The 22,910-nt window shown below is 64.0% G+C and carries 21 protein-coding genes; 2 read left to right on the forward strand and 19 right to left on the reverse strand.

What is annotated here, in order from left to right; genetic code table 11:
* From BM186_RS11190 to BM186_RS11205, 4 genes are all read right to left on the reverse strand, one after another.
* A complete protein-coding gene (locus tag BM186_RS11190) occupies positions 1–519 on the reverse strand; it encodes a penicillin-binding protein activator LpoB (RefSeq protein ID WP_074915326.1) in 519 nt (172 codons plus the stop codon).
* A gap of 27 nt (positions 520–546) precedes the next feature.
* Positions 547–4,149, reverse strand: coding sequence for a tetratricopeptide repeat protein (locus tag BM186_RS11195; RefSeq protein WP_074915328.1), 3,603 nt, complete (start codon positions 4,147–4,149; stop codon positions 547–549).
* Entirely contained in the window at positions 4,124–6,895 is a 2,772-nt protein-coding gene (locus tag BM186_RS11200) for a bifunctional glycoside hydrolase/polysaccharide deacetylase family protein (RefSeq protein ID WP_394327892.1), read from the reverse strand. Before BM186_RS11200 ends, BM186_RS11195 begins: the two co-directional genes overlap by 26 nt.
* 366 nt (positions 6,896–7,261) lie before the next feature.
* Entirely contained in the window at positions 7,262–7,867 is a 606-nt protein-coding gene (locus BM186_RS11205) for a glutathione S-transferase (RefSeq protein ID WP_072423609.1), read from the reverse strand.
* A 79-nt stretch (positions 7,868–7,946) separates the two neighbouring features.
* Here BM186_RS11205 and BM186_RS11210 point away from each other — a divergent pair, with 79 nt between their 5' ends.
* A complete protein-coding gene (locus BM186_RS11210; protein WP_074915330.1) occupies positions 7,947–8,414 on the forward strand; it encodes a MarR family winged helix-turn-helix transcriptional regulator in 468 nt (155 codons plus the stop codon).
* A gap of 6 nt (positions 8,415–8,420) precedes the next feature.
* On the opposite strand, the gene BM186_RS11215 is transcribed toward BM186_RS11210, so the two are convergent.
* Together BM186_RS11215 and BM186_RS11220 are read right to left on the reverse strand one after the other, a co-directional pair.
* The gene (locus BM186_RS11215) at positions 8,421–9,437 is read right to left on the reverse strand and encodes a zinc-dependent alcohol dehydrogenase (protein WP_074915332.1); all 1,017 of its coding nucleotides are present in this window, start codon (positions 9,435–9,437) and stop codon (positions 8,421–8,423) included.
* Positions 9,434–9,886, reverse strand: coding sequence for a PaaI family thioesterase (locus tag BM186_RS11220; protein WP_074915334.1), 453 nt, complete (start codon positions 9,884–9,886; stop codon positions 9,434–9,436). The genes BM186_RS11215 and BM186_RS11220 overlap by 4 nt, the downstream gene beginning before the upstream one ends.
* 226 nt (positions 9,887–10,112) lie before the next feature.
* On the opposite strand from BM186_RS11220, the gene BM186_RS11225 reads away from it, so the two are divergent.
* Positions 10,113–11,024 carry a LysR family transcriptional regulator gene (locus tag BM186_RS11225; RefSeq protein ID WP_074915336.1) on the forward strand — a complete coding sequence of 304 codons (912 nt, stop codon included), beginning with the start codon at positions 10,113–10,115 and terminating at the stop codon, positions 11,022–11,024.
* Between the two features lie 226 nt (positions 11,025–11,250).
* On the opposite strand, the gene madM is transcribed toward BM186_RS11225, so the two are convergent.
* The 13 genes from madM to flgL form a co-directional block, all read right to left on the reverse strand.
* The gene (gene madM / locus BM186_RS11230) at positions 11,251–12,015 is read right to left on the reverse strand and encodes a malonate transporter subunit MadM (RefSeq protein ID WP_072423614.1); all 765 of its coding nucleotides are present in this window, start codon (positions 12,013–12,015) and stop codon (positions 11,251–11,253) included.
* Between the two features lie 5 nt (positions 12,016–12,020).
* Positions 12,021–12,422 carry a malonate transporter subunit MadL gene (gene madL, locus BM186_RS11235; protein ID WP_072423615.1) on the reverse strand — a complete coding sequence of 134 codons (402 nt, stop codon included), beginning with the start codon at positions 12,420–12,422 and terminating at the stop codon, positions 12,021–12,023.
* Between the two features lie 60 nt (positions 12,423–12,482).
* Complete coding sequence (gene mdcH, locus BM186_RS11240) at positions 12,483–13,409, reverse strand: malonate decarboxylase subunit epsilon (RefSeq protein ID WP_074915338.1); 927 nt, start codon at positions 13,407–13,409, stop codon at positions 12,483–12,485.
* Positions 13,406–14,041 carry a malonate decarboxylase holo-ACP synthase gene (locus tag BM186_RS11245; protein ID WP_074915340.1) on the reverse strand — a complete coding sequence of 212 codons (636 nt, stop codon included), beginning with the start codon at positions 14,039–14,041 and terminating at the stop codon, positions 13,406–13,408. Before BM186_RS11245 ends, mdcH begins: the two co-directional genes overlap by 4 nt.
* Before the next feature lie 98 nt (positions 14,042–14,139).
* The gene (gene mdcE, locus BM186_RS11250; protein ID WP_074915342.1) at positions 14,140–14,946 is read right to left on the reverse strand and encodes a biotin-independent malonate decarboxylase subunit gamma; all 807 of its coding nucleotides are present in this window, start codon (positions 14,944–14,946) and stop codon (positions 14,140–14,142) included.
* 2 nt (positions 14,947–14,948) lie between these two features.
* Positions 14,949–15,800 (reverse strand): biotin-independent malonate decarboxylase subunit beta, encoded by an 852-nt coding sequence (locus BM186_RS11255; RefSeq protein WP_074915344.1) that lies wholly within the window; start codon positions 15,798–15,800, stop codon positions 14,949–14,951.
* On the reverse strand, positions 15,793–16,092 hold the full coding sequence (locus tag BM186_RS11260) for a malonate decarboxylase subunit delta (RefSeq protein WP_017676482.1): 300 nt from the start codon (positions 16,090–16,092) through the stop codon (positions 15,793–15,795). Before BM186_RS11260 ends, BM186_RS11255 begins: the two co-directional genes overlap by 8 nt.
* Before the next feature lies 1 nt (position 16,093).
* Entirely contained in the window at positions 16,094–16,972 is an 879-nt protein-coding gene (locus tag BM186_RS11265) for a triphosphoribosyl-dephospho-CoA synthase (RefSeq protein ID WP_074915346.1), read from the reverse strand.
* Positions 16,972–18,633, reverse strand: coding sequence for a malonate decarboxylase subunit alpha (gene mdcA / locus BM186_RS11270; RefSeq protein WP_074915348.1), 1,662 nt, complete (start codon positions 18,631–18,633; stop codon positions 16,972–16,974). The genes BM186_RS11265 and mdcA overlap by 1 nt, the downstream gene beginning before the upstream one ends.
* 105 nt (positions 18,634–18,738) lie before the next feature.
* Positions 18,739–19,710, reverse strand: a complete 972-nt coding sequence (locus BM186_RS11275; protein WP_074915350.1) for a GGDEF domain-containing protein — start codon at positions 19,708–19,710, stop codon at positions 18,739–18,741.
* Positions 19,711–19,788: 78 nt separating this feature from the next.
* Positions 19,789–20,571, reverse strand: a complete 783-nt coding sequence (locus BM186_RS11280) for a type IV pili methyl-accepting chemotaxis transducer N-terminal domain-containing protein (RefSeq protein WP_017676477.1) — start codon at positions 20,569–20,571, stop codon at positions 19,789–19,791.
* 368 nt (positions 20,572–20,939) lie between these two features.
* On the reverse strand, positions 20,940–21,968 hold the full coding sequence (locus BM186_RS11285; RefSeq protein ID WP_083431591.1) for a hypothetical protein: 1,029 nt from the start codon (positions 21,966–21,968) through the stop codon (positions 20,940–20,942).
* A 9-nt stretch (positions 21,969–21,977) separates the two neighbouring features.
* Positions 21,978–22,892 (reverse strand): flagellar hook-associated protein FlgL, encoded by a 915-nt coding sequence (gene flgL, locus BM186_RS11290; RefSeq protein WP_072423769.1) that lies wholly within the window; start codon positions 22,890–22,892, stop codon positions 21,978–21,980.
* Between the last annotated feature and the right edge of the window lie 18 nt (positions 22,893–22,910).

Below are 22,910 nucleotides of genomic sequence, written 5' to 3' on the forward strand. Positions count from 1 at the left end.
TTACTCGAAGTCGAGGTTACCGACCAGCTCACGCAGCACCTTCTGCGCCGCCCCCGCCAGACTCTCACGCGACCAACCCGCACGGGCGCCGCTCGAACTCCAGACCACGCGCCCGGTAGCCGGCTCCAGCACCTGCAGGCTGATGCCCACGGCGGGTTCGCCATCGAGGCCATTCTTGTACTGCCACTCCTCGACGCTGCCGGTGATCACGTAAGCCAGACGCTGTTGGCGCGCCCAGTCGAGCGCCTGGATCTGGCGCTCACGGTCGTCCTGCAGCAACAGGTCCTGCCGCGGCGCCTGGGGATACATGAGCGGACGCACGCCCTCTTCCGCCAGGATGCTGATCAGTATCTGCTCTGCGCGCTCACCGGCCTGCGGAGTCTGGGCGTAGTTGACCAGCGGCGCCACGCCCCAGGAGGCGTTGCGCGGCAGCGTCTGGCCACTTTCGCGGGTGAAGCTCGAGCACCCGGTCGCGAGTGCTGCAATGACCACCAGGGTCAGGCAACGGATGATTTGCATCGTCATTCCTCCTTTGAGAATCCTTGCTTAGCGCCCAAAGCGGGTGCTGTAGGTAATACCCATGGACCCGCCGGCATCACCCTCTCCACCACGGGGAGCGGATTGATAGCCGAGGGTCACCGCCAACTCGTCATCACCGAACAACTCGACGCCAACCCCCAGGTTGATGCCGTAGTTGAACTGCTTTTCCGTCCACTGCCAGCCGGCAATGGTGTCGACCATCCAGGTGAACTGTGGACGGGTTCGATTCAGTGCACCGGGGAAGCCTCGGCGCCAGGTGCTGGCGACGTACACCTGGCCGTAACGATCCTGCATGAGCTCCTCGCCCGGGATCGTCGCCCCCGGCGTGGTATCGAAGGGTATGTAGGCACCTCCGTTCGTACTCAGCAGCTCACCGGGAACCTCGCTCTCGACACTGTTCTTCTGGTAATCGAGGCCGGTACGCAGCAGCCAGGAAGGATCGTCGAAGAACAGCATGTGCCCCCACTCGACGGATACGCCATTGCCCGTGCCGAGCGCATCGCCGCTTCTCGAGCTGTAGCGGCTGTGCGTGATCGACCAGCTCAGCTGGTCACGCGCGGAAAAGCCGTGCTGACCTCTCAGACCCAGTCCGTCACGCTTACCCAGGGCGCGCAACAGCCCGGTGTCATCGGCTTGCCTGTGCCAATCCACGGCGACGCCCAGCTCGTCGCGCGAGCTCAGGCGCCAGGTCCGCTCAACGCCCAAGCCATGGCGGTCATCGTCATCGCGCAGACTGCTGTCGAGGTACAGGCTGAGGTCGCCATCGGACAGCTCTCGACGGGTATGCAGCTTGAGATTGCGCTCATTACCCATCACCGCGCTGTCCAGGTTGGCGCTGTCATAGCGCATCTGGTCGAGTTGCAGATCGGCATACCAGTCGTCGCCCAGATTGCGCGCGACGCGCAAGCGAGGCCCGGAGATATCCAGGTCGCCGAAGTCCATCTTGTGCCACCCCAGCTGGATACCCTGCGGTGAGCGCTCCAGCATGCCGGTAGCCTGATAGAGCAGTTGCTGGCGAATGGACACCGGCTGCTCGTCGCCCTGGGCGCTGAGCGCGGTGGCCAATGCCTCGCCGTCATGCCCCAGGCGAGCAAGAACCTCGACCTGATGCGCCACGTCCAGGCCGCCGCGCTGCAGAAGACGCTGCATCTGCTCACGGTTATCGCTGCGTAGCGCCTGCTGAATCTGATCATAATTGCCTGGCTCGAGGCCGCGTGAAGCCCCCCACGCCAGCCAGTCATCCTTGAGCGCCGCCTGGTTGCCCGCGTCCAGCCGCTCGAGGAAATGCTGGAACCAGAGTTGCAGCGTCGCCTGCTCGCCGTTCCACAACTGCCTGGCCTGCGCCAGCGAAACCAGCGAGCCCTGGCTACCGGCGAGCAGGCGCAGGTACATGGCATAACCTTCCGGCGTCGCGATGATGCGCGTGCGGTCCATATCCTTGAGCAATTGACGACGCAGGCGCCAGGCCAAGTCGGCATAACCCGCCGCCTCGGCAGCATCGGCATATGCAGCCAGCGCCAGCCGATCCGATGGATTGGACTTGAGGTGCTGGCGGAACCAGAGCAAGGCCTCGCGTGTGTTGTTGAGCATCATGTGGCCGGTCGCATAGGGCAGCCACAAGCGACTGTCAGCGACAGCTCGTGAGCGCCATTGCGGCAGCAGCGCGGCAAGGACATCGCGCTGAGCATTGTCGATGTAGAACCAGAGCATGCGCTGCCGCACCAGGTTGTCTTCCGGGAACTGGGCCAGGGCCTGCTTGTAGAACGCGTTGGCCTGCTCGTATTGCCCGTCCTGGGCGGCGAGCGCAGCACGGGCGAGCCAGTACTGCGAACTGCCACGGCCCGCTGACGACTGCTCTGCCTCAGACAGCAGCGCTCTGAGCGTATCCCAGTCACGCAAGGTCTCGGCCAGCTGCAATGCCACGGTCAACCGCGCCACTCTGCCGGTACGCCGCCAACTTTCGACGAGGATCTGCAGGGCACGGCGCGGCTCTTTGTCCCAGTAGATGCGTATCAGGCGGTCTTCATCATCCCTGCCCAACGGCACGTCGAGGCTGACCAGCCGCTCGTATGCCGCGCGAACGTCGGCATCCCGCTCGAGCTTCCAGGCAAGGTCAGCGCGCAACTGCCAGTATTCGGGATCATCCACCTTGCTCGCATCCACCGCGGTCAGTACCGCCCAGGCCTGATCCGCCTGAAAGAGGTTCCAATGCACCTTGGCCCAGCGGATACGATCTTCGGTGCTCAGGCTCGTGCGCTCAGCCATGCTGGCCCAGAGCTCAGCTTCCTTGTCGAGCTGCTGGGTGTTCTCCAGCAGCATGCGCAGGCGCTTGCGAGCAAACAGATGATTGGGGTAACGCTGCAGATAAGCCCGTAGCCAGGACTCCGCATCTTCAGGCGTGCCGCGGACCTCATGGCTGTATACCAGCGTGTCCACCTCCTGATCCGTCATCTGCCGCTGACGATCGATGGCCGAGAGCGTACTGACCACCTGATCGAAATCGAACAGCTGCAATGCATAGCGCCAGACACGCTCACGCATTGCCGGGTCTTCCTGATGAGCGAGCATCTGTACCCAGTAGTTCAATGCCTGCTGGGTATGTCCGGTCCATTCTGCCAGGCGTGCCAGTTCAGCCATCAACTCGAAATCATCGGGGGCCTGCGCCAACAGTTGTGGCCCGAGCTGCCAGGCACGCTCGATGGCACCGGATGCCAGACTGAGGCGGAAATCGGCATTGAGTGCCCGATGATCATCGGACTTCAGGCTCAACCAGTGCTGAACGAAGGTCTCGGCAAGATCGAAGCGCTGCGCCGCCTGTGCAGCGTCCACACCCTCGGCAAGCCAATCCAGCGATTCCTGCTCGGCATTCAACTCACCAAGATGCTGTGCCAGCAGCTCCGCGGCCTGCGCGGAGTGGTTTGCGGCGCGCAAGGCATTGAATGCCTCACGCAGGTGCTCGACACGCTTTTGCGCATCCGGCTCCGCCGCGGCCAACTGCAGGTAGAGTTGCGCAGCGCCGCTTTGGTCATTGTTCGCCAGGCTCCACAGGGCGGCTTCGCCCAGCCAGTGAGTGCGTCGCTCGGCATCACGCTCGGCGAGTGCCCTGTAGGACGTCACGGCCACATCCAGGCCGCCGATCTCCAGCGCGTAACGCGCCGTGCGCTCCAGCATGGAGTTATCCAGATCAGCGATGTTCAGCGCCCGCAACTCCTCGATCAGCTGCGCACGCTGCGCCTCGCTGATACCGTTCGGATCGGCCTGAGCCCTGAGGATATCCAGCATCACCACATAGAACGGCGTAATGGCCAAAAGGCGGCCTTGCAGTTGTTCGAGGTACTCGCGGGCACGCTTGAAGTCACCGACCTGAATCAACTGATCGATCAGCCTCAGCCGCAGCTGGTCATCCTCGGGGTGTGCCTTGATCAGCAGCTCGGTATAGCTGATGGCCACAGCGTCAGGCGCCGTATCAGCGGCCGGAAGAAATACATCCTCGCTCTTGTAGGACAGGGCCAGCAACGCAATCACGAAGAGCGCGACAAGCACGATCATCCATGGGTTGAGCAGGCGCGTCTGACGCTCACGTTTACTGGTTGCAGATAAGCTTTCCATCTCTCACCCGCTTCATTGGCAACTCGAAGTGCCAGATCCCCTTATCAGCCTTCGCCTGAAAGCGACTGCCCCCCACCTGTACCTGACACGCCCTGTCCGAGCGAACGCTGAATGTCAGCGGAAATTCCCCCTCGAAGGAAAACGTGACGTTTCTGTCATCGTTGTAACGCCAGGCAGTCAACGGGATGTTGGCCTCTTCCAGAGACGGACGCGGATCACGCGTTTCGCGCAGCGCCAGCACGGCCGTAGGCCCACTGAGGTGCACGTATCGCCCCTGCGGCAGATCTCGCACACCCGCAACCCCCTCGGAACGCGACAGATCGGGCCAGCCCAGAGCCGGGTCGAGACGCAACGTACGCATGCCCACCAGCCCCCTGATCAACCACGCGCCATCGCTACGTTTGGCCAGGCTCGCTCGGTAAAGGCCCTCTACGCGCTGAATGTAATCGCTCATCCACAGCGACAGCGGCTGGCTGTCGACCATGGCCTGATAAGTCTGCTTCATCACCCGAATGGAGGCCTGCTTGGTCCCCGAGTAGAAGTGGTAATACAGGTGAAAGCCACGTAGCCGGCGCGGGCTGTCGGTCAGCGCGAAGGTTTCCTGCACACCACGGAAGCCGTAGTAGGGCCCCGTCCATAGATTCGTATAGACGTTCTCGTTGATCACCGGCGCATAGAAGTGCAGGCCTCCGGGGGTCGGGCGAATCAACGGATAGAGGCCGGTCAGCGAAGGGTGGGCATTGGTCAGAACCGTGTTGCCGCCGTTGACGTTGGGCAGACCGCTGTCATACGCCAGCTTGAGCGTCTCGGCACTGGGCATGGCATCACCCGACCAGAAGATCATCTTCACCGGCTTCTCAGGCGTGGTCAGGCGCTGGTTGATGTAGTCGCGCGCGCCCACGACCTCGCGCGGCATATCCAGCGTCTTGTAGCCCGGAATGGCCATCATGTAGCCGTACTGCGCCTCGAAGTCCTCACGCTGCGACGACTTCTCCGGCTGCCAGAAGAACGGGTGACTGAAGGTGTGGCTGGCGACCTCGACCTTTGGGTCGGCAAATATCTTGCGGGCGATCGGCTCCAGCTCGCGAGCCAGGTGCGGATACATGCCCTTGGGGCCGACCTCGCCTTCGATCACCGAAACCGAAGTCAGCAACGGATAAGGGGTGATGAAATCATCCAGTACCTGGATACCGGAATAAGGCGTACCGGTTACTTCAGCGCGGGAAACGAAACCATCGCCATCGAGGTGGACGGTGGCGATCCGTCGGCCGTTTTCCGTCGTCGTGTCAGGTCTGGGGATGGGAGGCAAGGCGAAGGCGCGCTGGAGGAAAGCGAAGGGGTCGACGATCCAGCGACGGTGATCCAGCCCCTCTTCGAACACATAGGGCGTCAGCGCAAAACCACCCCAACTGCCCGTCGCAACCGGTACATAGCGTCTCTCACCGCTACGCAGAGCCACAGCGGCCTGGGTCACGTCAGGATTGGTAACCGTCAGCGCGGGCAGCTCCCGGGTACGCAAGCGCATGGGCGCCTCGAACCCACCGACCAGCGCGGCATCATGTGATTCCAGTACGGCGTCATCGGCAATCGGCTGCGACAGGGTGCGAATACCAAGACGGCTGAGCAGGCTGTCGTTGTCCAGCGGTAGACCGGAAAAGAAAGCCAGCGGTACCTGTTCATCGAGCCGCTTGTTCAGCCAATCCTCGAAGATGTCGCGCTTCTCCGGGGCACCACTGGTCATCCATACCACGACGCCGGCATACAGTCCCTTGAGAGAACGTTGCGGCAGCGACGCATCGGCAGGCCAGTAGTCGACGCGATAGCCTAGGTACTCGAGCAGCCCGCCAAGATAGATATGGCCCGGGTTGTCCTCGACCTCGCCTTCCCGAGGGTCGTAGACCAGACCGATACGACGTGGCTGGACCTCGATGACGCTCATCCCCAACGCATTCAATTCAGGCGACGTGATGTAGGGAATGAAGCCCTCACGAACCAGGCGCGCAGCAAGCTCGCGTGACTCCTTGCGCTGCTCTGGGGGCAGGTATTCGATCGCCACGACCGGAATGCCTTTTGACCGTGCGTCATCGAGGTGCGGCAACAACCAGTCGCGATCACTCTGCGGCACCTGGCGATAACCGCCCCCTGCAGCGTCCCACCCTGCATAAAGGGACTCTACGGCCACGGCAGAAGCGACGCCCGGCAGCTCGGGTAGAACATCGAAGCCGCGATTGAAGAACAACTTGAGTTCGGGCTCGCGGCGATGCATCTGCTGCAGAAGACTTTTCAGGGCCAGGCGCTGCGGCTCCTGAAAAGCTTTGGGTTGGAGATGGAAACTGTCCAGCGTATCGAGAAAAACGCCGTCGTAACCTTGCCCTTTCAGAGCACTGGCTCGACCAAGAAGATAGTCGCGCCAGGCGGATGCCTCAAGATCCATGACCTGACTGTTCCAGGCACTGTTTCTGATGCTGCTGGCGGCGTCCTTCAAGCCGGCCGCGGTGAGATCACCATGGTATTCACCGACCGACAGATAAGCGAACACCGTGCGGCCCTGGGCCTTTAGATAGGCAAGGTCGGAAGCGGAGACATGTCCGGGCTCAACAACCACCCACTCGAACTGCGAAAGCTCGGGGAGCGGCGGCTCATCTGCGTACCAGAAAGCCACGCTGGAGGGCTGGGCAAGTGCTGTACTAGCGAAAAACGCAACGGCCAGGCTGAGAAGCCCGGCTATTCCCTTTGAGAATTTCAACTGATCAACCCACTGAACTGAAAAGCGCTTGCACGCCTACTTCTCTCAGAAACCTCTGGCGAGGCGTCCCCCCGTCACTTGCTGAAACTCTAGTCGACCCCTGGACCTCGAGCACAATCATGACGCTTGTATGTATCGGCATTGAATCAGCACGACCAGCAAACTGTCAATTTTCCGATACAAAGCTCAGACAAGCGGCAATTACACCTTGGGAAAGTCAATTAAATGACTAAAACAGAGCAATATGCGCGCCAGAATAATAGCCTTTTGGCATCATGCCGAGCAATCTTGCGCCAGAGACTCGACAATCCTCGCTTCGCATCTCAACGCAGGGATGAAACTCACCCCCTCAGCACTGCCACACTCTCACACCGGCGCGCTGGCCAGCATGGAGGCGCGCTGGGCGAAGGTCTGCTGGAAGGCGGCCAGACCAGGATGAGCGGCGCGCCAGTCGAGGTCGGCGAAGCGGAAGTCCAGGTAGCCCAGCGCGCAGGCGACGCCGATCTGCCCCAGGTCGAGCGGGCCCTGTAGTCGTTCGACCTGGCGCTCCAGCTCCGCCAGGGAGCGCTGCACCTTGCCTAGCTGGCCATCCAGCCAGGCCGCCCACTGCAGCTCGGCCGGGCGCACACCGCGCTCGTAACGCGCGAGCAGGGCCGCGTCCATCAGGCCGTCGGCTAGTGCGGCCAGGCGCAGCACCTGCCAGCGCGCAGCACCGCTCGGCAGCAGCTTCGCCCCCGCGTGCAGGGTGTCGAGGTATTCGCAGATCACCCGGCTGTCGTACAGCACCTGGTCGTCATCGGTCAGCAGCACCGGTATCTTGCCCAACGGATTGAGGGCATTGACCCGTTCGTTGAGCGTGGTCGGCAGCACGGCGGTGTCGAGCAATTCGATTCGATCCAACAGGCCGGTTTCCGCGGCCAGCACGCGAACCTTGCGGGCGAAAGGTGAAGCAGCAGCGTAGATCAGTTGCATGTGCATGTTCCTGTGTCGTGTTGTGAGGGGCGGGTGCAGGCCTTAGGCTGTGCGTCACTTCAATCCGCGTGAATATCCCATGGTCATCGAGAAAAAGATCAATACGGCGTCCGTGAACCTGAAATCGCTGCACCCACTGGACCATAGCCTCGAGCTGCTGCACTTCGGTTTCCGCGGCCTGACGGTGGAGGCCGACCGTTTTCTCGAGGCGCGCGGGCTGTCCCGCGTGCACCACCGTATTCTGTATGTGATCGCCCGCGCCGATGCAATCAGCGTCGGTGAACTGGCCATCACCCTGGGCGTCAGTAATCAGGCGCTGCATCGTCCGCTGTCGCACCTGTTCGAGCAGGCGCTGGTGCAATACAGCCGCGAACCGGGCCGGCATCGCTTCAAGCTGCTGGCGCTGAGCGAGGCAGGCACGGCGCTGGAGGCCGAAGCCACCGAGCTGGAACGACGTACCCTGCGCGACGCCTTCGCCACCACCGACGCCGACGGTCAGGACGCCTGGCGCCGGGTGATGCTGGCGCTTGCCGAGCATCTCAACTGAGCCGTCTCAGGTGATGCGCTCGCGCACCACGATGCACTTGGTCAGCGGCTGAATCAGCGCTTGCGGCGCATCCTCGCAGCCCACCACCTGCGGATTGACCAGCAACGGATCGCAACGGCCGCTGTGCACCAGATCCAGTACCTTGGGGATGTGCTGCTGCACGCTGCAGGCGCCGACCGAAAAGGTGACGTCACGCAGGTACATGTCGAACAGCGGAATCTTCGGATCGTCGAAGATGATGCCGATGCACGAGCAATGCCCACCAGGTGCCAGCGCCAACAGGCCACGGCGCAGCGCCTGATGATCGCGCGTGGCGGAGATCACCAGGTCGTAGCTGCGATCGAGATCGCGCCCCGCCAGGTCGACACCCGCACCACTGCATGCGGCAAGCTGCTGGCGCAGTGGATGCTCATCGAGGTAGTCCACGCTGGCCGCACCAGCGGCCCGCGCCATTTGCACGGCGAGCACGCCGAGGCTTTCCGTGCCGCCGACCACCAGCACACGGGCATCCTGCCGTGTGGCCAGCGGCCGGCTGGCGGCCACCCAGGCATCGGTGAGGTTGTCGCTGGCACTGGACACGGCCACGGGGTCGAGCCCGGCAGGCAAGGGCACCAGCATGGCGTCGGCGAAGGGCACCAGCACCATTTCCGAGAACAGACCGCCCCAATGCCCGCCGGCCGGCACGCCGTAGGCGGCCATGCGCGGTACTGCCGTGCAGGCGCTGGAGCGCCCGACCAGGCATTGAGCGCAACTGCCGCAGGCGATCTTCCAGGGCACTGACACCAGATCGCCACGGCGCAGGTTACGCACGGCCGACCCAACCTCCAGCACCTCGGCCACACATTCATGGCCCAGCGCGAACGGCGGTTTGAACGGTGTGGTGCCGGCGATCAGGCGTCTATCCAGATCACAGGAGGCCGAGGCGATGGGCCTGACCAACGCACTGGCTGGAGTAGCCAGTTGTGGATCGGGCGCCTCGACCCAGGCCAGTTGGCCGGGGCCCTGAACGATGAGTTCCTTCATGCCTTGGCCACTCCGATGACGAAGGTGGTAGTGGCCTTGGCGCACAGCTTGCCCTGCGCATCGAGGATGTGCGCGTCGCAGATCGCCAGGCTACGGGTGCGCTCGACCACCCAGCCGCGCAGCTGATAGACCTCGCCGGGGCGCAGCGGACGCACGTACTTGACGTTGAGATCCACCGTCGAGTGCGGCACGTCCGCCTCCAGGGTGGAGAACAGCGCCAGCGCCGCGGCGCCGTCCAGGCAGGTGGCCGCGAAGCCGCCATGCACGGCGCCGGCTGGGTTCAGGTGACGCTGATCCGGACGGCCCTCCAGGGTGATGCTGCCTGCCTCCACCTGCACCGCATGGATACCCATGGTCTCGCCGATGGACGGCGCCGGCAGTTCGCCGCGGATCAATGCCTGCAGGGCTTTTAGGCCGGAGGTCGCGGGCAGTGAAGCGAAATCGTTCATGGCGGTACTCCTCGAACAGCAATGGCGCTTGGTGAAGGCGCTGGCCTTTACCAATGCGGGACTGCTTCTACGGTAGTGCCTGCGCGGCAATCATATCAACACTATTGAAATGACAAACAAGGGGGCATTCCAGACATCGCCGCCTGCAACCAAAGTCGCACCGAGCGATCACCGCTGACCGGCGTGGATGCGGCACAATGGCTCATCGCGTCTCGGGAAATGCACGATGCTGATCGATGAAGAACTGACTCTGAAAAAGCTGGAGGTCTTTCTCGCCTTCATGCGCAGCGGCAACCTGGCGCGTGCCGCCAGCGAGCTGCAGACCAGCAACGTCAGTGTGCACCGCGCCATCCATTCGCTGGAAAGCGCGCTGCGCTGCCCGCTGTTCAAGCATGAAGGGCGCAACCTGATCCCGCTAGAGAGCGCCTACGTGCTGGAAGAAAAGGCGCAGAAGCTGATCCAGGACGCCCAGGAGATGGTACGTCTGACCCGCGAAGCGGCGGGTTTCGGCGCCGAGCGTTTCAAACTCGGTGCGCTCTACTCGCTGACCGTGAAGACCGTGCCGCAACTGATCATGGGCCTGAAGCTGCGCCGTAGCGAGCTGAACATCGACCTGGTGCTCGGCTCCAACGTCGACCTGCTGTACAAGCTGAAGAACATGGAGCTGGACGCCATCCTCATTGCCCTCGACGACAGCGTCAGCGATCCGGATTGCGAGCAGCTGGCGCTGTTCTCCGACGACATTTTCCTCGCCGCACCGAACGACTCGCCCTTCGCCGATCACGCCGAGGTGGACCTGGCCGCTCTGCGCGATTCGACCTTCATCACTCTGACCCAGGGCTACGCCACCTTCCGCGACGGCGAACGGGTGTTCAAGCAGGCCGGCTTCGAGCCCAAGGTGGCGATGCAGGTGAAAGACATCTTCACCCTGCTCAGCATGGTCAGTTCGGGCGTCGGTTATGCCCTGCTACCGGGACGCGTGGCGGCGGTGTACGAGAACCGCGTGAAGCTGATCCCGCTGCAGGCCAAGTATCACCTGCAGCAGCATATCGGCGTGGTCTTTCTCAAGGCCAAGGAGCGCGACCCGAACCTGCTGGCGTTGCTGGCCGAATGCCGGATGTATAGCCGGCAGTCTTAGAACCTGTTCACGATCTGCTGCGCGTCGGCCCTACTGCGTTAAAAACAGGCTCGGACTGCTCATTTACAGCTCGTAAACTCCACGTCCTCGCCTGTTTTTGCCTTGTATGGCTCTAGCTCGCGAGATCGTGAACAGGTTCTTAGTCGCAAGCGTCGCCGCTGAAGCGCCTCCCACAGGGCAGCGCGTTCAGCCCGAAGAAAAAGCCCGCCACAAGGGCGGGCAAAGGTCAGCCTAGAAGGCCTCGCATCAGAAAATAGAGCAACGACGGGCCAAGCAGACAGCCCAGTGCGGTGTAGAACGCCGCTGTCAGACAGCCGTATGGCACCAGCTTGGGATCGGTTGCCGCCAGGCCGCCGGCCACGCCGCTGGAGGTGCCCATCAGGCCGCCGAAGATCACCGCGCTACGCGGGTTGTTCAGACCGATATAGGGCGCGATGAAGGGCGTCGCCACCATCACCAGAATCGCCTTGATCAGGCCGGCAGCAATCGACAGCGCCATTACGTCGGAGCTGGCGCCGATGGCTGCACCAGTTACCGGGCCGACGATGTAGGTCACCGCGCCGGTGCCGATGGTGGTCAGGCTGACCACATCGGTGTAACCAAAGGCCATGGCCACCCCGACACCCGCCACGAAGGAGGCGAAGACGCCGACGAACAGCGCCAGCACCCCGGCGAAACCGGCGCGCTTGAGTTCTTCGGTACTGACGCCAAAACCGGTGGCGACGATAGCGAAGTCACGCAGCATGGCACCGCCGAGCAGGCCGATGCCGGCGAACAGCGGGATATCCACCAGACCTTTCTGGCCGCCGGTGTAGGCACCGCCGATATAGGACAGCAGCAGGCCGAGCAGGATGGCGATAGCCGAGCCGTGCAGACGGCCCTTGGTGAATTTGTCGGAAATCCAGTACGACACCCACATGGTGATGCCGATGATGGCGAAGCCGCTGAGCAGGCTGTAGCCGGTAATGACCTTCATCAAAGATTCGTACATGGCAGTCACCGTGGCGCTTTGTTCAGGGAGGGGGCTACGTCGGGTTCAGGCTTCTTTTGCCCAATACGGCTCAGTGCGGGGACCAGCGCAAAACCGATAGCGACGGCAGCGGTGCCAGCAAGAATCGCCATTGGGCCGCCTTTGAGGGCACCGTAGACATTCTGCTGGGCGGCCATGGCGACCACGATGGGGATGTAGATGGCGCTCCAGAACTCCACGCCCTGTTCCGACTTGCCGGTGAACAGGCCGCGCTTTTTCAGGTAACTGCCGAGGAAGATCAGCAGAATCATGGCGATACCGACACCGCCAACGTTGGCGGGCACGCCGATGAGTTTGCCCAGCAGTTCACCGATGAAGATGCCTGCCAGGGTGCAGAACGCCAGGAAGGCGACACCGTAGATGATCATTGTTGTTGTCCTCGTTTCGTATCGAAGTTGTTGTTCTTGTGCTTCGGTAAACGCTACGGCTCAGCGGTCGCGGCTTACCTCCTGACGCAACATGGCGTCGAGTGTATCCAGACGTGCGCCCTCGAAGGCGATTGCCTGGCCGGCGTCGAAGACACGCCGGGCGAGCCCGGTCAGCACGCCGCCGGGTGGCAGTTCCAGGTGCAGGCGCACGCCGCGCTCATAGGCGGTGACGAGCGTGGCCTGCCAGTCGACAACGCGGCTCATGTTGTAAGCCAGGTCGTCGCGCAAGGTTCCGGGATCGCGGATCAGGCGCGCCGAGCTGCTGCTCAGGTAGCGCGCCTGGGGGGTACGCAGCTCGACGCCAGCGAAAGCCTCGGCCAACTCACGAGCCGGTGCATCGAGCAGTTCGCAGTGCGACGGCACGCTCATGGCCAGGCGTTTGGCCATGCCGGCGCCAAGGGTGCGAGCGCGCTCGGCCACGGCGGCCATGGCGGCATCGCTGCCAGCGATCACCAGTTGGGTTTCAGCGTTGATATTGCCCAGGTACACCGGGCCTTCGGCTTCGGCCAGCAGGCGTTCGACGCTGGCCTGGTCGAGGCCGAGAATGGCGGTCATGCCGTAGCCACTGGGATAGGCGCGCTGCATCAGCTCGCCACGCAAGGCGACCAGGCGTACGGCATCGGCAAACTCCAGCGCACCGGCTACCACCGCGGCAGCGTAGGCACCGATGGACAAGCCGGCGACATAGTCCGGGTGATGCCCGCGTTCGATCAGCAGGCGCGAGGCCGCCACGCCGGCAATCAACAGGCAGAGCTGCACGGCGCGGGTACTCTGCAGCGCCTCGGCCGAATCCAGCAGGCGTACGTCCTCATCCAGCGCAGCGCTGGCTTGCTCGATACAGACCCGCACCACCGGCGCATCGGGCAAGGCGTGGAGCATGCCGGGCTGCTGCGCGCCCTGGCCGGGGAAGCCCCAGAGCGTGCTCATGCCGCCACCTGTTGCAACTGCCACGGGTCGCTGACCAGCAGCGGGCCGTTCTGGGTTTTCAGCAACACGCGTGGCGCCTCGCTGGCCCATTCGCGCAGCGCCACGGCGCCGTATGGGGTTTCCAGTTGCAGGTCGATACGGCCCGGCGCGTCATCCACCAGCACACACAACGTCCGCGCCTTGTCGCGCGGAAGCTGATGGGGCACACGTAGCGACAGGTCGAGATCGCTGTCTGGGTGCGCGGCGCTGATACCGCTGGCCAGCTCGAAGCCGAGGCTGCCGGTCACGCCCCAGGCCAGGCCGAGGGCATCGAGACGCGGCGCCAGCTGACTCAACGCGTGCAACGCCGGCCACTGCGGCTGAGCGTGGCTGCGCCAGCGCCCGGCCCTGGCCACCGCCTGCGGACTGACCAGACGGCTGATATCGCTCACATGCATCCAGGTGGCATGTCGCTGTTCACGCGCCGCGCCACGGATACCGACCGCGACCCAGCCGGGCTCAGCGGGAGCACGCCGCACCACCACCGGCACATGCCCGCCCAGGGCGGCACGAGCCCAGGCCGGCGTCTCCTGTGGCAGGTGCTCGGGGCGCAAGCCCCAGAGCAGATCATGTGGACGGGGGGTGTGAAGCATCAAATGATCCTCGGACGTAGGGTGCGCCGTGCGCACCGGGTTATCGAAGAAAGCTCTGGTGCGCATAGCGCACCCTACGGTGGCCGTGAGCGACCTGTTCACCACTGCGCGCGCAACGCCTCGCGCACCTGGCTGGAGGCCGCGCGATTGGCGGCGCCCAGACGGTTGCGCAGGTCGCGCGGGGCCTCGGCGATATCGGCCAATGTCCGGCTCAGGGCGTCTTTTACCCGCAACAGGTCGGCCGTCGTCGGCTGCGTCACCTGTTCCACATCGAGCACCTCAGAGAGCAGGCCAAGCGAGGCGTAGTTGTCCAGGTCATAGGCCATGGGCGGCACGCTGGCAGCCAGCGCCTCCAGCTCGTCGACGCTGCGCAGGGTGATACGCGCGGCAGCGGCCTTGCCCATGGCGTGCACCATCACCCCGGCGTCGCGCAGGGCGATCAGGCGGTTGGCCTGGTAGCCGTGCGCGAGGAAGGCGCCGGACATGGCCTTACCGACCAGCAAACCGACCACCGCATGGCCGGCCAGGCGAGCACGGGCATAGGCGTCCACCGCGCCGGCCAGCGCCTGATGAATGCCGTAGGCTTCCTCACGGCGACCATAGGCTTGGCTCGGCACATCGACGATGGCAATCAGCGCACGCTTGTGCAGGTTGTTGCGATCCGCCTCGATAGCGTCGTCCACGGCCTGGGCCAGGCCCCAGCCTTCGAGCAGGCCGACCTCGCCGTTGCGGGCGCGGGGGAAGGGGTTGTCGGCGTCAGCGATCACGACGATGTAACGCACCGCCTGGCCGGCTAGCTCGCAGTCGGCCACGCGCAGCGAGGCAGGCAAACCTTGCAGCGGTTGAGCAGCTCCGGTCAGGGCCTGAAACCAGTGCAGACCGCGTTGTTCCTGTGCAGTTGTCATGTTCATGCTCCCTGGTAGGCGCTGCGCACGGCAGCGGCATCGGCCTGGATCGAGGTGTCGACGTCACGCAGGCGCTCGAGAAACCAGGCGTGGCGACGGCTGCGTTCCAGCGCAGGTTTGCCCTGGGCGAACAGCCCGTGCAGCTCGCTACGAATGGCGTCCACGTCATCACTCACGTAGCCGTCGACCAGACCGCTGGCGTGACGCTGCTCGCCGCCGGTCAGGCTCCAGATAAAGGGACGGTCGCGCGAGTCGTATTCGTCCAGCCCGGCTTCCTGTTCGATCACCTGCGGGCCGTTGAGCCCCAGGCGTGCCTCACGGGTCACCAGCAGGTAGCTGCACAGCCCGGCGGCGATGGACATGCCGCCGAAGCAGCCCACCGGGCCGGCGACCAGGCCGATCACCGGCTGATACTGGCGCAGCTCGACGATGGCAGCCTGGACCTCGGCGATTGCCGCCAGGCCCAGGTTGGCTTCTTGCAGACGCACGCCGCCGGTTTCCAGCAGCAGCACGGCGCGGGTCGGCATGCCGTTACGGTTGTCTTCGGCGGCCAGCTCCAGGGCACCGGCGATTTTCGCCCCGCCCACTTCGCCGAGGCTGCCGCCCTGGAAGGCACCTTCGATGGCGATCACCACCGCAGGCTGACCGTCGATCAACCCCTTGGCCACCACCACGCCGTCATCGGCCTGCGGCACGATGCCCTGCTTGGGCAGCCAAGGCGACATCAGCCGGGCGAACGGATCGAGCAGCTCGCGGAAGCTGCCGGCATCGAGCAGTGCGCGGGCCCGCTGACGAGCACCAAGCTCGGTGAAACTGCGCTGCGCCAGCAGGCGCTTGATGTTCTGCTCAGCCATGGTTCAGTTCCTCCAGGCCCTGCTCCAGGCGCAGGCGGACCACGCCCGGCGTGGCGCCGAAATCATGAATGGCGATATTCAGCGCGGGCAGCTGCTGCTCGCGGAACATGCGTTCGAACAGCAGTTGCCAACGCGGCGCGCTGCCGTTCACTGAGGTCACCACCTGGATCGCCAGGGTGCCGGCCTGGCCGGGTTCGAGCAGCACTTCCAGGTCGCCGGAGCCGACGCAACCCACCAGCGCGCGACCCTGGGCCGGTTGCCCGGCGGGGAATTGAAAAGACAGGGTTTCCATTTCAGTGACTCCCAAGCTGCGCCGGCAGGCCATGCTGCAGGCGGTCGAGGAACAGGGTGGCGGCGAGCAGATCGGCAGCGCCGCCAGGCGAGGCACGCAGGCGCAGCATGTCGCGTTCGAGGTCACGCAGCAGGCGGCGACCGTCGAGGCTGGCGCAACCGCCAGCGGCGAGCACTGCGCGGGCGCCGCTCTGCATGCAAGTCAGCCCGGCCATGCCGGCGCGATACAGCACGCAGGTGTCGGCTAGCTGAGTCATGATCGCCAGCAGCGCATCGAGGCGAGCGTTCTGCTCCCCCGCCCCGGCGGCGCGGCTGCGAGCCAGTTGCGGCAGCGCCTGCTGGATGACCGCGGGGAAGCCAAGCTGCGCTTCCTCGCGGGCGCCATGCACGCCGTACAAACGGCAAACCTGGGCGCCATGGCTGTCGCCAGTGACAGGCGCGGCACGGTCATTGAGCAGGGCCAGACGTGCGGCGCGCAGGGCAACCTGTTCGGGCGCCAGCATGTTCACGTCCAGCGCCGCTGCGGTGCTGAGCAAGCCGAGCGCCCAGATCGCGCCGCGATGGGTGTTGACGCCGCCAGTGACGCGCAGCATTTCCTGCTCGCCTTCGCGGCCGATGCGGCCTACATCTTCACGCAGTTGCAGAGCGATCTCGCCACGCTGCTGCGCGGCCTCGGCCATGGCCTTGAAGCTTGGCCACAGGGCCAGCGCCGAAGCGTGCATCAGGCCCAGGTGCAGGTCGGTGTGCGCGCCACTGCCGCGACGGTCGACCAGGCCCGGCTTGGGCGACAGGTCGGCCTCGTCGATCAGCGCGTCCACCGCCAGATCGGCCAGCCAATCCCCTAAAGAAAGCTTCGGCTGAATTGCAGTCAGTGCATTCATCACCAGCTCCTGAATTTGGCGGGCGGGTTGTACAGGCTGCCCGACCACTCGACCAGCTCAGCGATGCTCTTGGCCGCGAGCAGTTCGCGACTGGCGTCGGTGCGGCGGATGCCGAGATCTTCGGGCAGGGCGATCAGCCCTTCGCGGCGCATGCGTACGGTTTCTTTCGGGTCGTGGCGCAGGCCGATGGCGGTGACGCCGGCCACTGCGGCGATCATCGCCTGGCGCTCTTCCACGGTGCGCGCCTTGTACAGGTAGGCGATGCCTTCCTCGGTGAGCAGGTGAGTGACGTCGTCGCCGTAGATCATGATCGGCGCCAGCGGCATGCCGGCTTTCTTCGCCACGTCGACGGCATCGAGCTGCTCGACGAAGGTGGGTTTGCCGCCCTCCTGGAAGGTCTCGACCATCTGCACCACCAGCTTCTTGCCGCGCTCGAGCAGCGGCGCTTCACTGTCGCCTGGGCGCATGTCCAGCCAGGCGGGTGTCGAGTGACGACGACCGCGCGGGTCATGGCCCATGTTCGGCGCGCCGCCGAAGCCGGCCAGGCGCCCACGGGTCACGGTGGAGGAATGGCCATCGCCGTCCACCTGCAAGGTGGCGCCGATAAACAGGTCGACCGCGTACTGCCCGGCCAGCTGGCACATCATGCGATTGGAGCGCATCGAGCCGTCACGGCCGGTGAAGAACACGTCCGGGCGCTGGGCGATGTAGTTCTCCATGCCCAGCTCGGTACCGAAACAGTGCACGCTCTCGACCCAGCCGGTCTCGATGGCCGGGATCAGCGTCGGGTGTGGGTTGAGGGTCCAGTTGCGGCAGATCTTGCCCTTAAGGCCCAGCGATTCGCCGTAGGTCGGCAGGATCAGCTCGATGGCGGCGGTGTTGAAGCCAATGCCGTGATTGAGCGACTGGACGTTGTGTTTCTCGTAGATGCCGCGGATCGCCATCATCGCCATCAGCACGTGCACCGACGTGATGTGGCGCGGGTCGCGGGTGAACAACGGTTCGATATAGAAGGGCTTGTCCGCCACCACCACGAAATCGACCCAGGAAGCGGGGATGTCCACGCGCGGCAGCTCGTCGACGATCTCGTTGACCTGGAAGATCACGATGCCGTCGCTGAACGCCGTGGGCTCGACCAGCGCCGGGGTGTCCTCGGTGCTCGGGCCGGTGTAGATGTTGCCGTGGCGGTCGGCCTGGAAGCCTGCGACCAACGCGACGTTGGGGATCAGGTCCACCAACAGGCGCGAATAGAGTTCGATGTAGGTGTGAATGGCGCCGACTTCCATCTGCCCGTCTTCGAGCAGTTGGCCGATGCGCAGGCTTTGCGGTCCGGCGAAGGAAAAGTCGAGCTTGCGGGCGATGCCGCGTTCGAACAGATCGAGATGCTCGGCGCGGCTGACGCTGGGCATGATCATGTGCAGGTCGTGCAGTCGGCCGGGGTCGGCCTTGGCCAGCGAGCGAGACAGAAAATCCGCCTGCTTCTGGTTGTTGCCTTCGAGCACCACGCGATCACCCGGGGCGATCAGCGCTTCTAACGCCGCGACGATCTTGTCGCTGGGCAACACCACGCCATCGACAAGATTGCGCACCTGATCGAGTCGCCGGGCTTTTTCAGCGCGACGACGCGACCACTGCGGCGGTGGGGATATTGTTGTTGTCATTGAAGACTCCACGAGTTCCGCTGTCGTGGAGGCACATTAGGAGCGTGACCTTGTGGTCATCAATCAAGCAGCCCGCGCTATCGTTACGCTCAGGTTAACGATTGCTCAAGCGCGGGCGTCAGCGGCACCATCCAGCGTCGAACAAGCAGGTGCCTTGGCCACTTCCGCGCGGTCGCGACCGCGCTGCTTGGCCTGGTAGAGCAGCTTGTCGACGCTGTTGAGGAAGTCCAGCGGGCGATCGTGGGCGCCCGGCACGATGGTGCCGACACCGAGGCTGATAGTGAGCAGGGACGACACGGCAGAGCGCTCGTGGGCAATGCGCTGCTGGCGCACCTGCTGGCGACAGCGCTGGGCGATATGCCGGGCGGCGGCTTCATCGGTGTCCGGCAGCACCAGCACGAACTCCTCACCGCCAAAACGCCCGACGAAATCCCGTGGCCGGCTGGCCGCGCGGCTCAGCGCCTGACCGACGCTCTTCAGGCAGTCGTCGCCCTGGATATGGCCGTAATGGTCGTTGAACTGCTTGAAATGATCGATATCCAGCAGGATCAGCGACAGTGGCTGCTGGGTGCGCTGGGCATTGGCCCATTCGCTGGCCAGCACCGTGTCGAACATGCGCCGGTTGGCGACGCCGGTGAGGCCATCCTTGTAGGAGTATTCCTCCAGCTGCTTCTGCAGGGTCAGCAGCTGCTCCTCGGTCTTCTTGCGCTCGCTGATGTCGAACATGAAGCCGATCAGTGAATCCACCTCGCCGTTGTCGTCACGCACCACGTGCACCACGTCGCGAATCCACACGTAATCGCCGGCGGCGGTCAGCGCACGGTAGTCGGCCTCATGATCGACGCCGTTCTGCGACTGCGCGATGCAGAATTGCACCACTTTCTCGCGGTCGTCCGGGTGCATGCGCGTCGCCCAGTCTTCGGCGCTGACCCAACTGGCCTGCGACCAGCCCAGCAGCGTCTCGATCTGCGGGCCGATGTAGGCGAAGGTCATGCTCTTCCAGTCGATCTTCCAAGGGATCGCCCGGGTGGACTCAAGCAGGGTCTTGTAGACCGCCTGATCAGTTGCTTCGCTCATGTCCGTCACCTCTGCCCGAGTAGCGCTTGTTTATAGCGTAAAAACAGGTGGCCAAGGTGACGGAACGGCGAATGGCTATCAGGCCTCTTTGGCCTGCAGGCCCGCGTAGAGGCGGGTCAGTTCGTTGAGATGGCGGAACAACGAATCGGTGCTGATGGTGATGGCAGTACCGACGAAACCCTGACTGGCGTGCAGGTCGATACCCTTGAGGGTGAAGCCCCAGTTCGCCCTTACCCGACGCTGGGTCGCAGCGATTTCCTCGCTCGGTGCACCGCGGGCTTCCAGCTCCTTGAGGATGGTTTCAAAGTCGCTTACCGCCTTGTCCAGCTTGGCATCCAGATCCGGTGCCTGCACTTGCCAGGACTTGGCCATGTAGAGCATGGCAATGCGCTGGGTCTGCACGCGCGCCCAGCCGGTGCGGTGCACCGATGCGCCCATGGCGCCCAGGTGCTTGCCCATCAGGTCACTGACGGTCTGCGTCTGCTGCAGCAGTTCCTCACTGGTGGCGAGCATCTGGGCGGCCTTGGCCTGCTCCGGTTTGGCTTCCAGCTGCTGACGGTAGGAGGCCCAGGTGCCATCGATCCTGGCCAGCGCGGCCTTGATCTCGGCAGTCGGCGCGTAAGCGGTCAGCGCCTTGTGACTGGCATCGAAACGCTCGATGGTTTCCTGCAGCTGACGCTGGGCGGCATCCACGCGCACATCGGCACCCAGCATCAGGTAGTTCTTGGCCATGCGCTGGGTCAGCGAACGCTGCAGGCCAGTCATGTTCATGGCTTCGGAATCGCTCAACTGCGCCAGGCTGGGCACGCTGACCAGCGCGGTACAGGCAAGCAGGAGGAGAGTCAGGTACTTCTTCAACACGTCGGTACTCCAAAATTCGAGAACGAGGCAATGCACCGGAAGCACAAGCCACCGGAACGGGTTGAACCCTTTGAATGCGGGGTTTTTATTGGAATGCGAGAGGGCAGATATGACGGGCGCCAGGCCCACACCCTGCGGAGAGGGGGCGATGATAGCTGTTAAAACGCCATCATTCTGTGCGACCAGTCAAAAAGCGGATCAATGGTCAAATCAGCTGGCTGGCATCAGGTTCGGATGTCCTTTTCCTGCAAGCCCACAACCCGGCAGCAACCATGCCTGCGCTCGGCGGCCGGCCGCGCTCGAATTAAAAAAGCCGTCAGTCGCCAAAAAAGGGGGAGGGCGACCGACGGCTGAGGAGAGGAAAACCATCAGGACAACAGGCTGACCACGCTGGAACGGCTGATATTGGCCTGGGCCACCACGGTCTGAGTCACCGCCGCGTAGCTGCTGGGGCTGCGGCGCATCAGGCTGAACACTTCACCGGCAAAATCCTTGGCCCACTCACGCTCGTTGTGATCGGCATGGCGAGCGAGAAAGTCGCGGATTTCTTCCTGACGGTGGCTGAGTTGCTCACGCAGCGTGCCAATCCGGTCCAGCGCCGCCACCACTTCGTCCAGTGCTCGGCGTAGCTCGCGGGCACCATCGAGGCGCGCCGCCTCGGGCAGGCGCAACATCTGCTCCTCGTGACTGACCACGGCCGCCTGAGCCTGGCTCGCCAGCTTGCCTTCGCCCTGCACGCGCAGTTCGCCCTTGAGCTGCTGCCATTCGCTCTCGCGGGCGCTGAACTTGAGCGCCCCGCCGTGATCGACTTCAGCACGGATGCCCGCCGGACCCAGGCCGGCGTTGAAACGCCGGAGAATCTGCTGCTCGCTCAAACCCTCGTCGAGCACCACCGCCAGCGGCTCGGCCAGCTTGCGTCCGGCGCTGAACAGCAGGGTTTCCTTGCCAGCCTGCTGCACCGCGGCGATGGAATCCAGCCCTTGCAGACTGAAGCGGCTACGCACCGGCTCGCTGAGACGCAACTTGAAGCTGGCATCCAGGGTTTCACCGGAGCGCTGGCTGCGTTCGGCGAGCAGCTTGCGCACCTGCTCCAGCTCACGCTTGATGCCGTCGCGTTCCCCAGCCTGGGCATTGCTCAACTCGCGACTAAGACTGAGCTTGAGCTGACCGAGGCGCCCGGCCAGTTCGCCGAGGTAACTGTCGGCCGCCTGCATCGAGGTCAACTGCTGGTTGAGCTGCAGGTTGAAGGTGGCACTCTTGCCACGCGGCGGTGGCGCCGGCTCAGCGGGCAGCTGCTTGCGCTGGCGCTGCAGGGACTGCTCGCCCTGCACCGGACGGCGCGCCTGCGGATCGAGCGCGGTGACGACCGGGAGCTGTGTATCGACCTTGATCACCAATGTCACTCCTTACAGCAGGCTGAACAGCGACATCTCATTGATCTTCAGGTAGGTCTTTTGCGTCGCGCCAAGAGCCAGCTGGTAGTTGTTCAGGGCAATGGTGGCGCCAGCATAGTCCAGCTGCGACAGCTCGCCTTCGATCTTCTGGTTGACCAACGACACATCCTCGTTGCTGTCATTGAGCAGGCTCAGGGCGTTCTGCCGGCCGCCCAGTTCGGTGACCGAGCCGAGAACGCGGCCATGGGCATCATCCAGGGCGCCGAGGGTGTCGGTGATCTGTTGGCGTACGGCCGGATCGGTGGCGTCCAGCGCCGGGTCCTGCAGGGTGTTGATCAGGCCACGCAGCTCGTTGAGCATGCCCACGCCAGCGCCGAAGACGCTGGCCGCGGTGACGTTCTCATCGACCAGCACGCCGTTGGCCACGGCAGCCTGACGGTGCTTGTCGTTGCCGGTGATGCTGTAGGTCTGGGTCGCCGCATCGAAACTCAGCGCCGGGGTGTCACTCAGGGTGCCGGAGAACAGGTAGCGCCCCTCCTCGTCGCGCACGTTGGCGAAGCTGACGATGGTGTCTTCGATGATCGACAGCTCACCGGCCATGGCGGCCAGGTCTTCGCTGGTGTTGGAGCCGTTGGCCGCCCATAGCAACAGATCGCGCACGTTGAGCATGGCGTCGGAAGTGGACTTGAGGTTGGCTTCCTGGGTCGACAGGCTGCCGGAGACGTTGGCGATGTTCTTGCGAAATTGCTCCAGGCTCGCCTCTTCACGCTGCACCCGCAGCACCCGCACGCTGGCAATGGGATCGTCGGACGGCAGCAGGATGCGCTTGCCGGTGGCCATCTGCTGCATCAGCTTGCCCAACTCGGCAGAACTGGTGTTCATCGAGTTGTGCATCAGCGAAGTGATCTGCGAGTTGGTGATGCGCATCATGGCTGAATCTCTCTG

Source organism: Ectopseudomonas toyotomiensis (assembly GCF_900115695.1).
In the GTDB taxonomy this organism is placed as follows: domain Bacteria; phylum Pseudomonadota; class Gammaproteobacteria; order Pseudomonadales; family Pseudomonadaceae; genus Aquipseudomonas; species Aquipseudomonas toyotomiensis.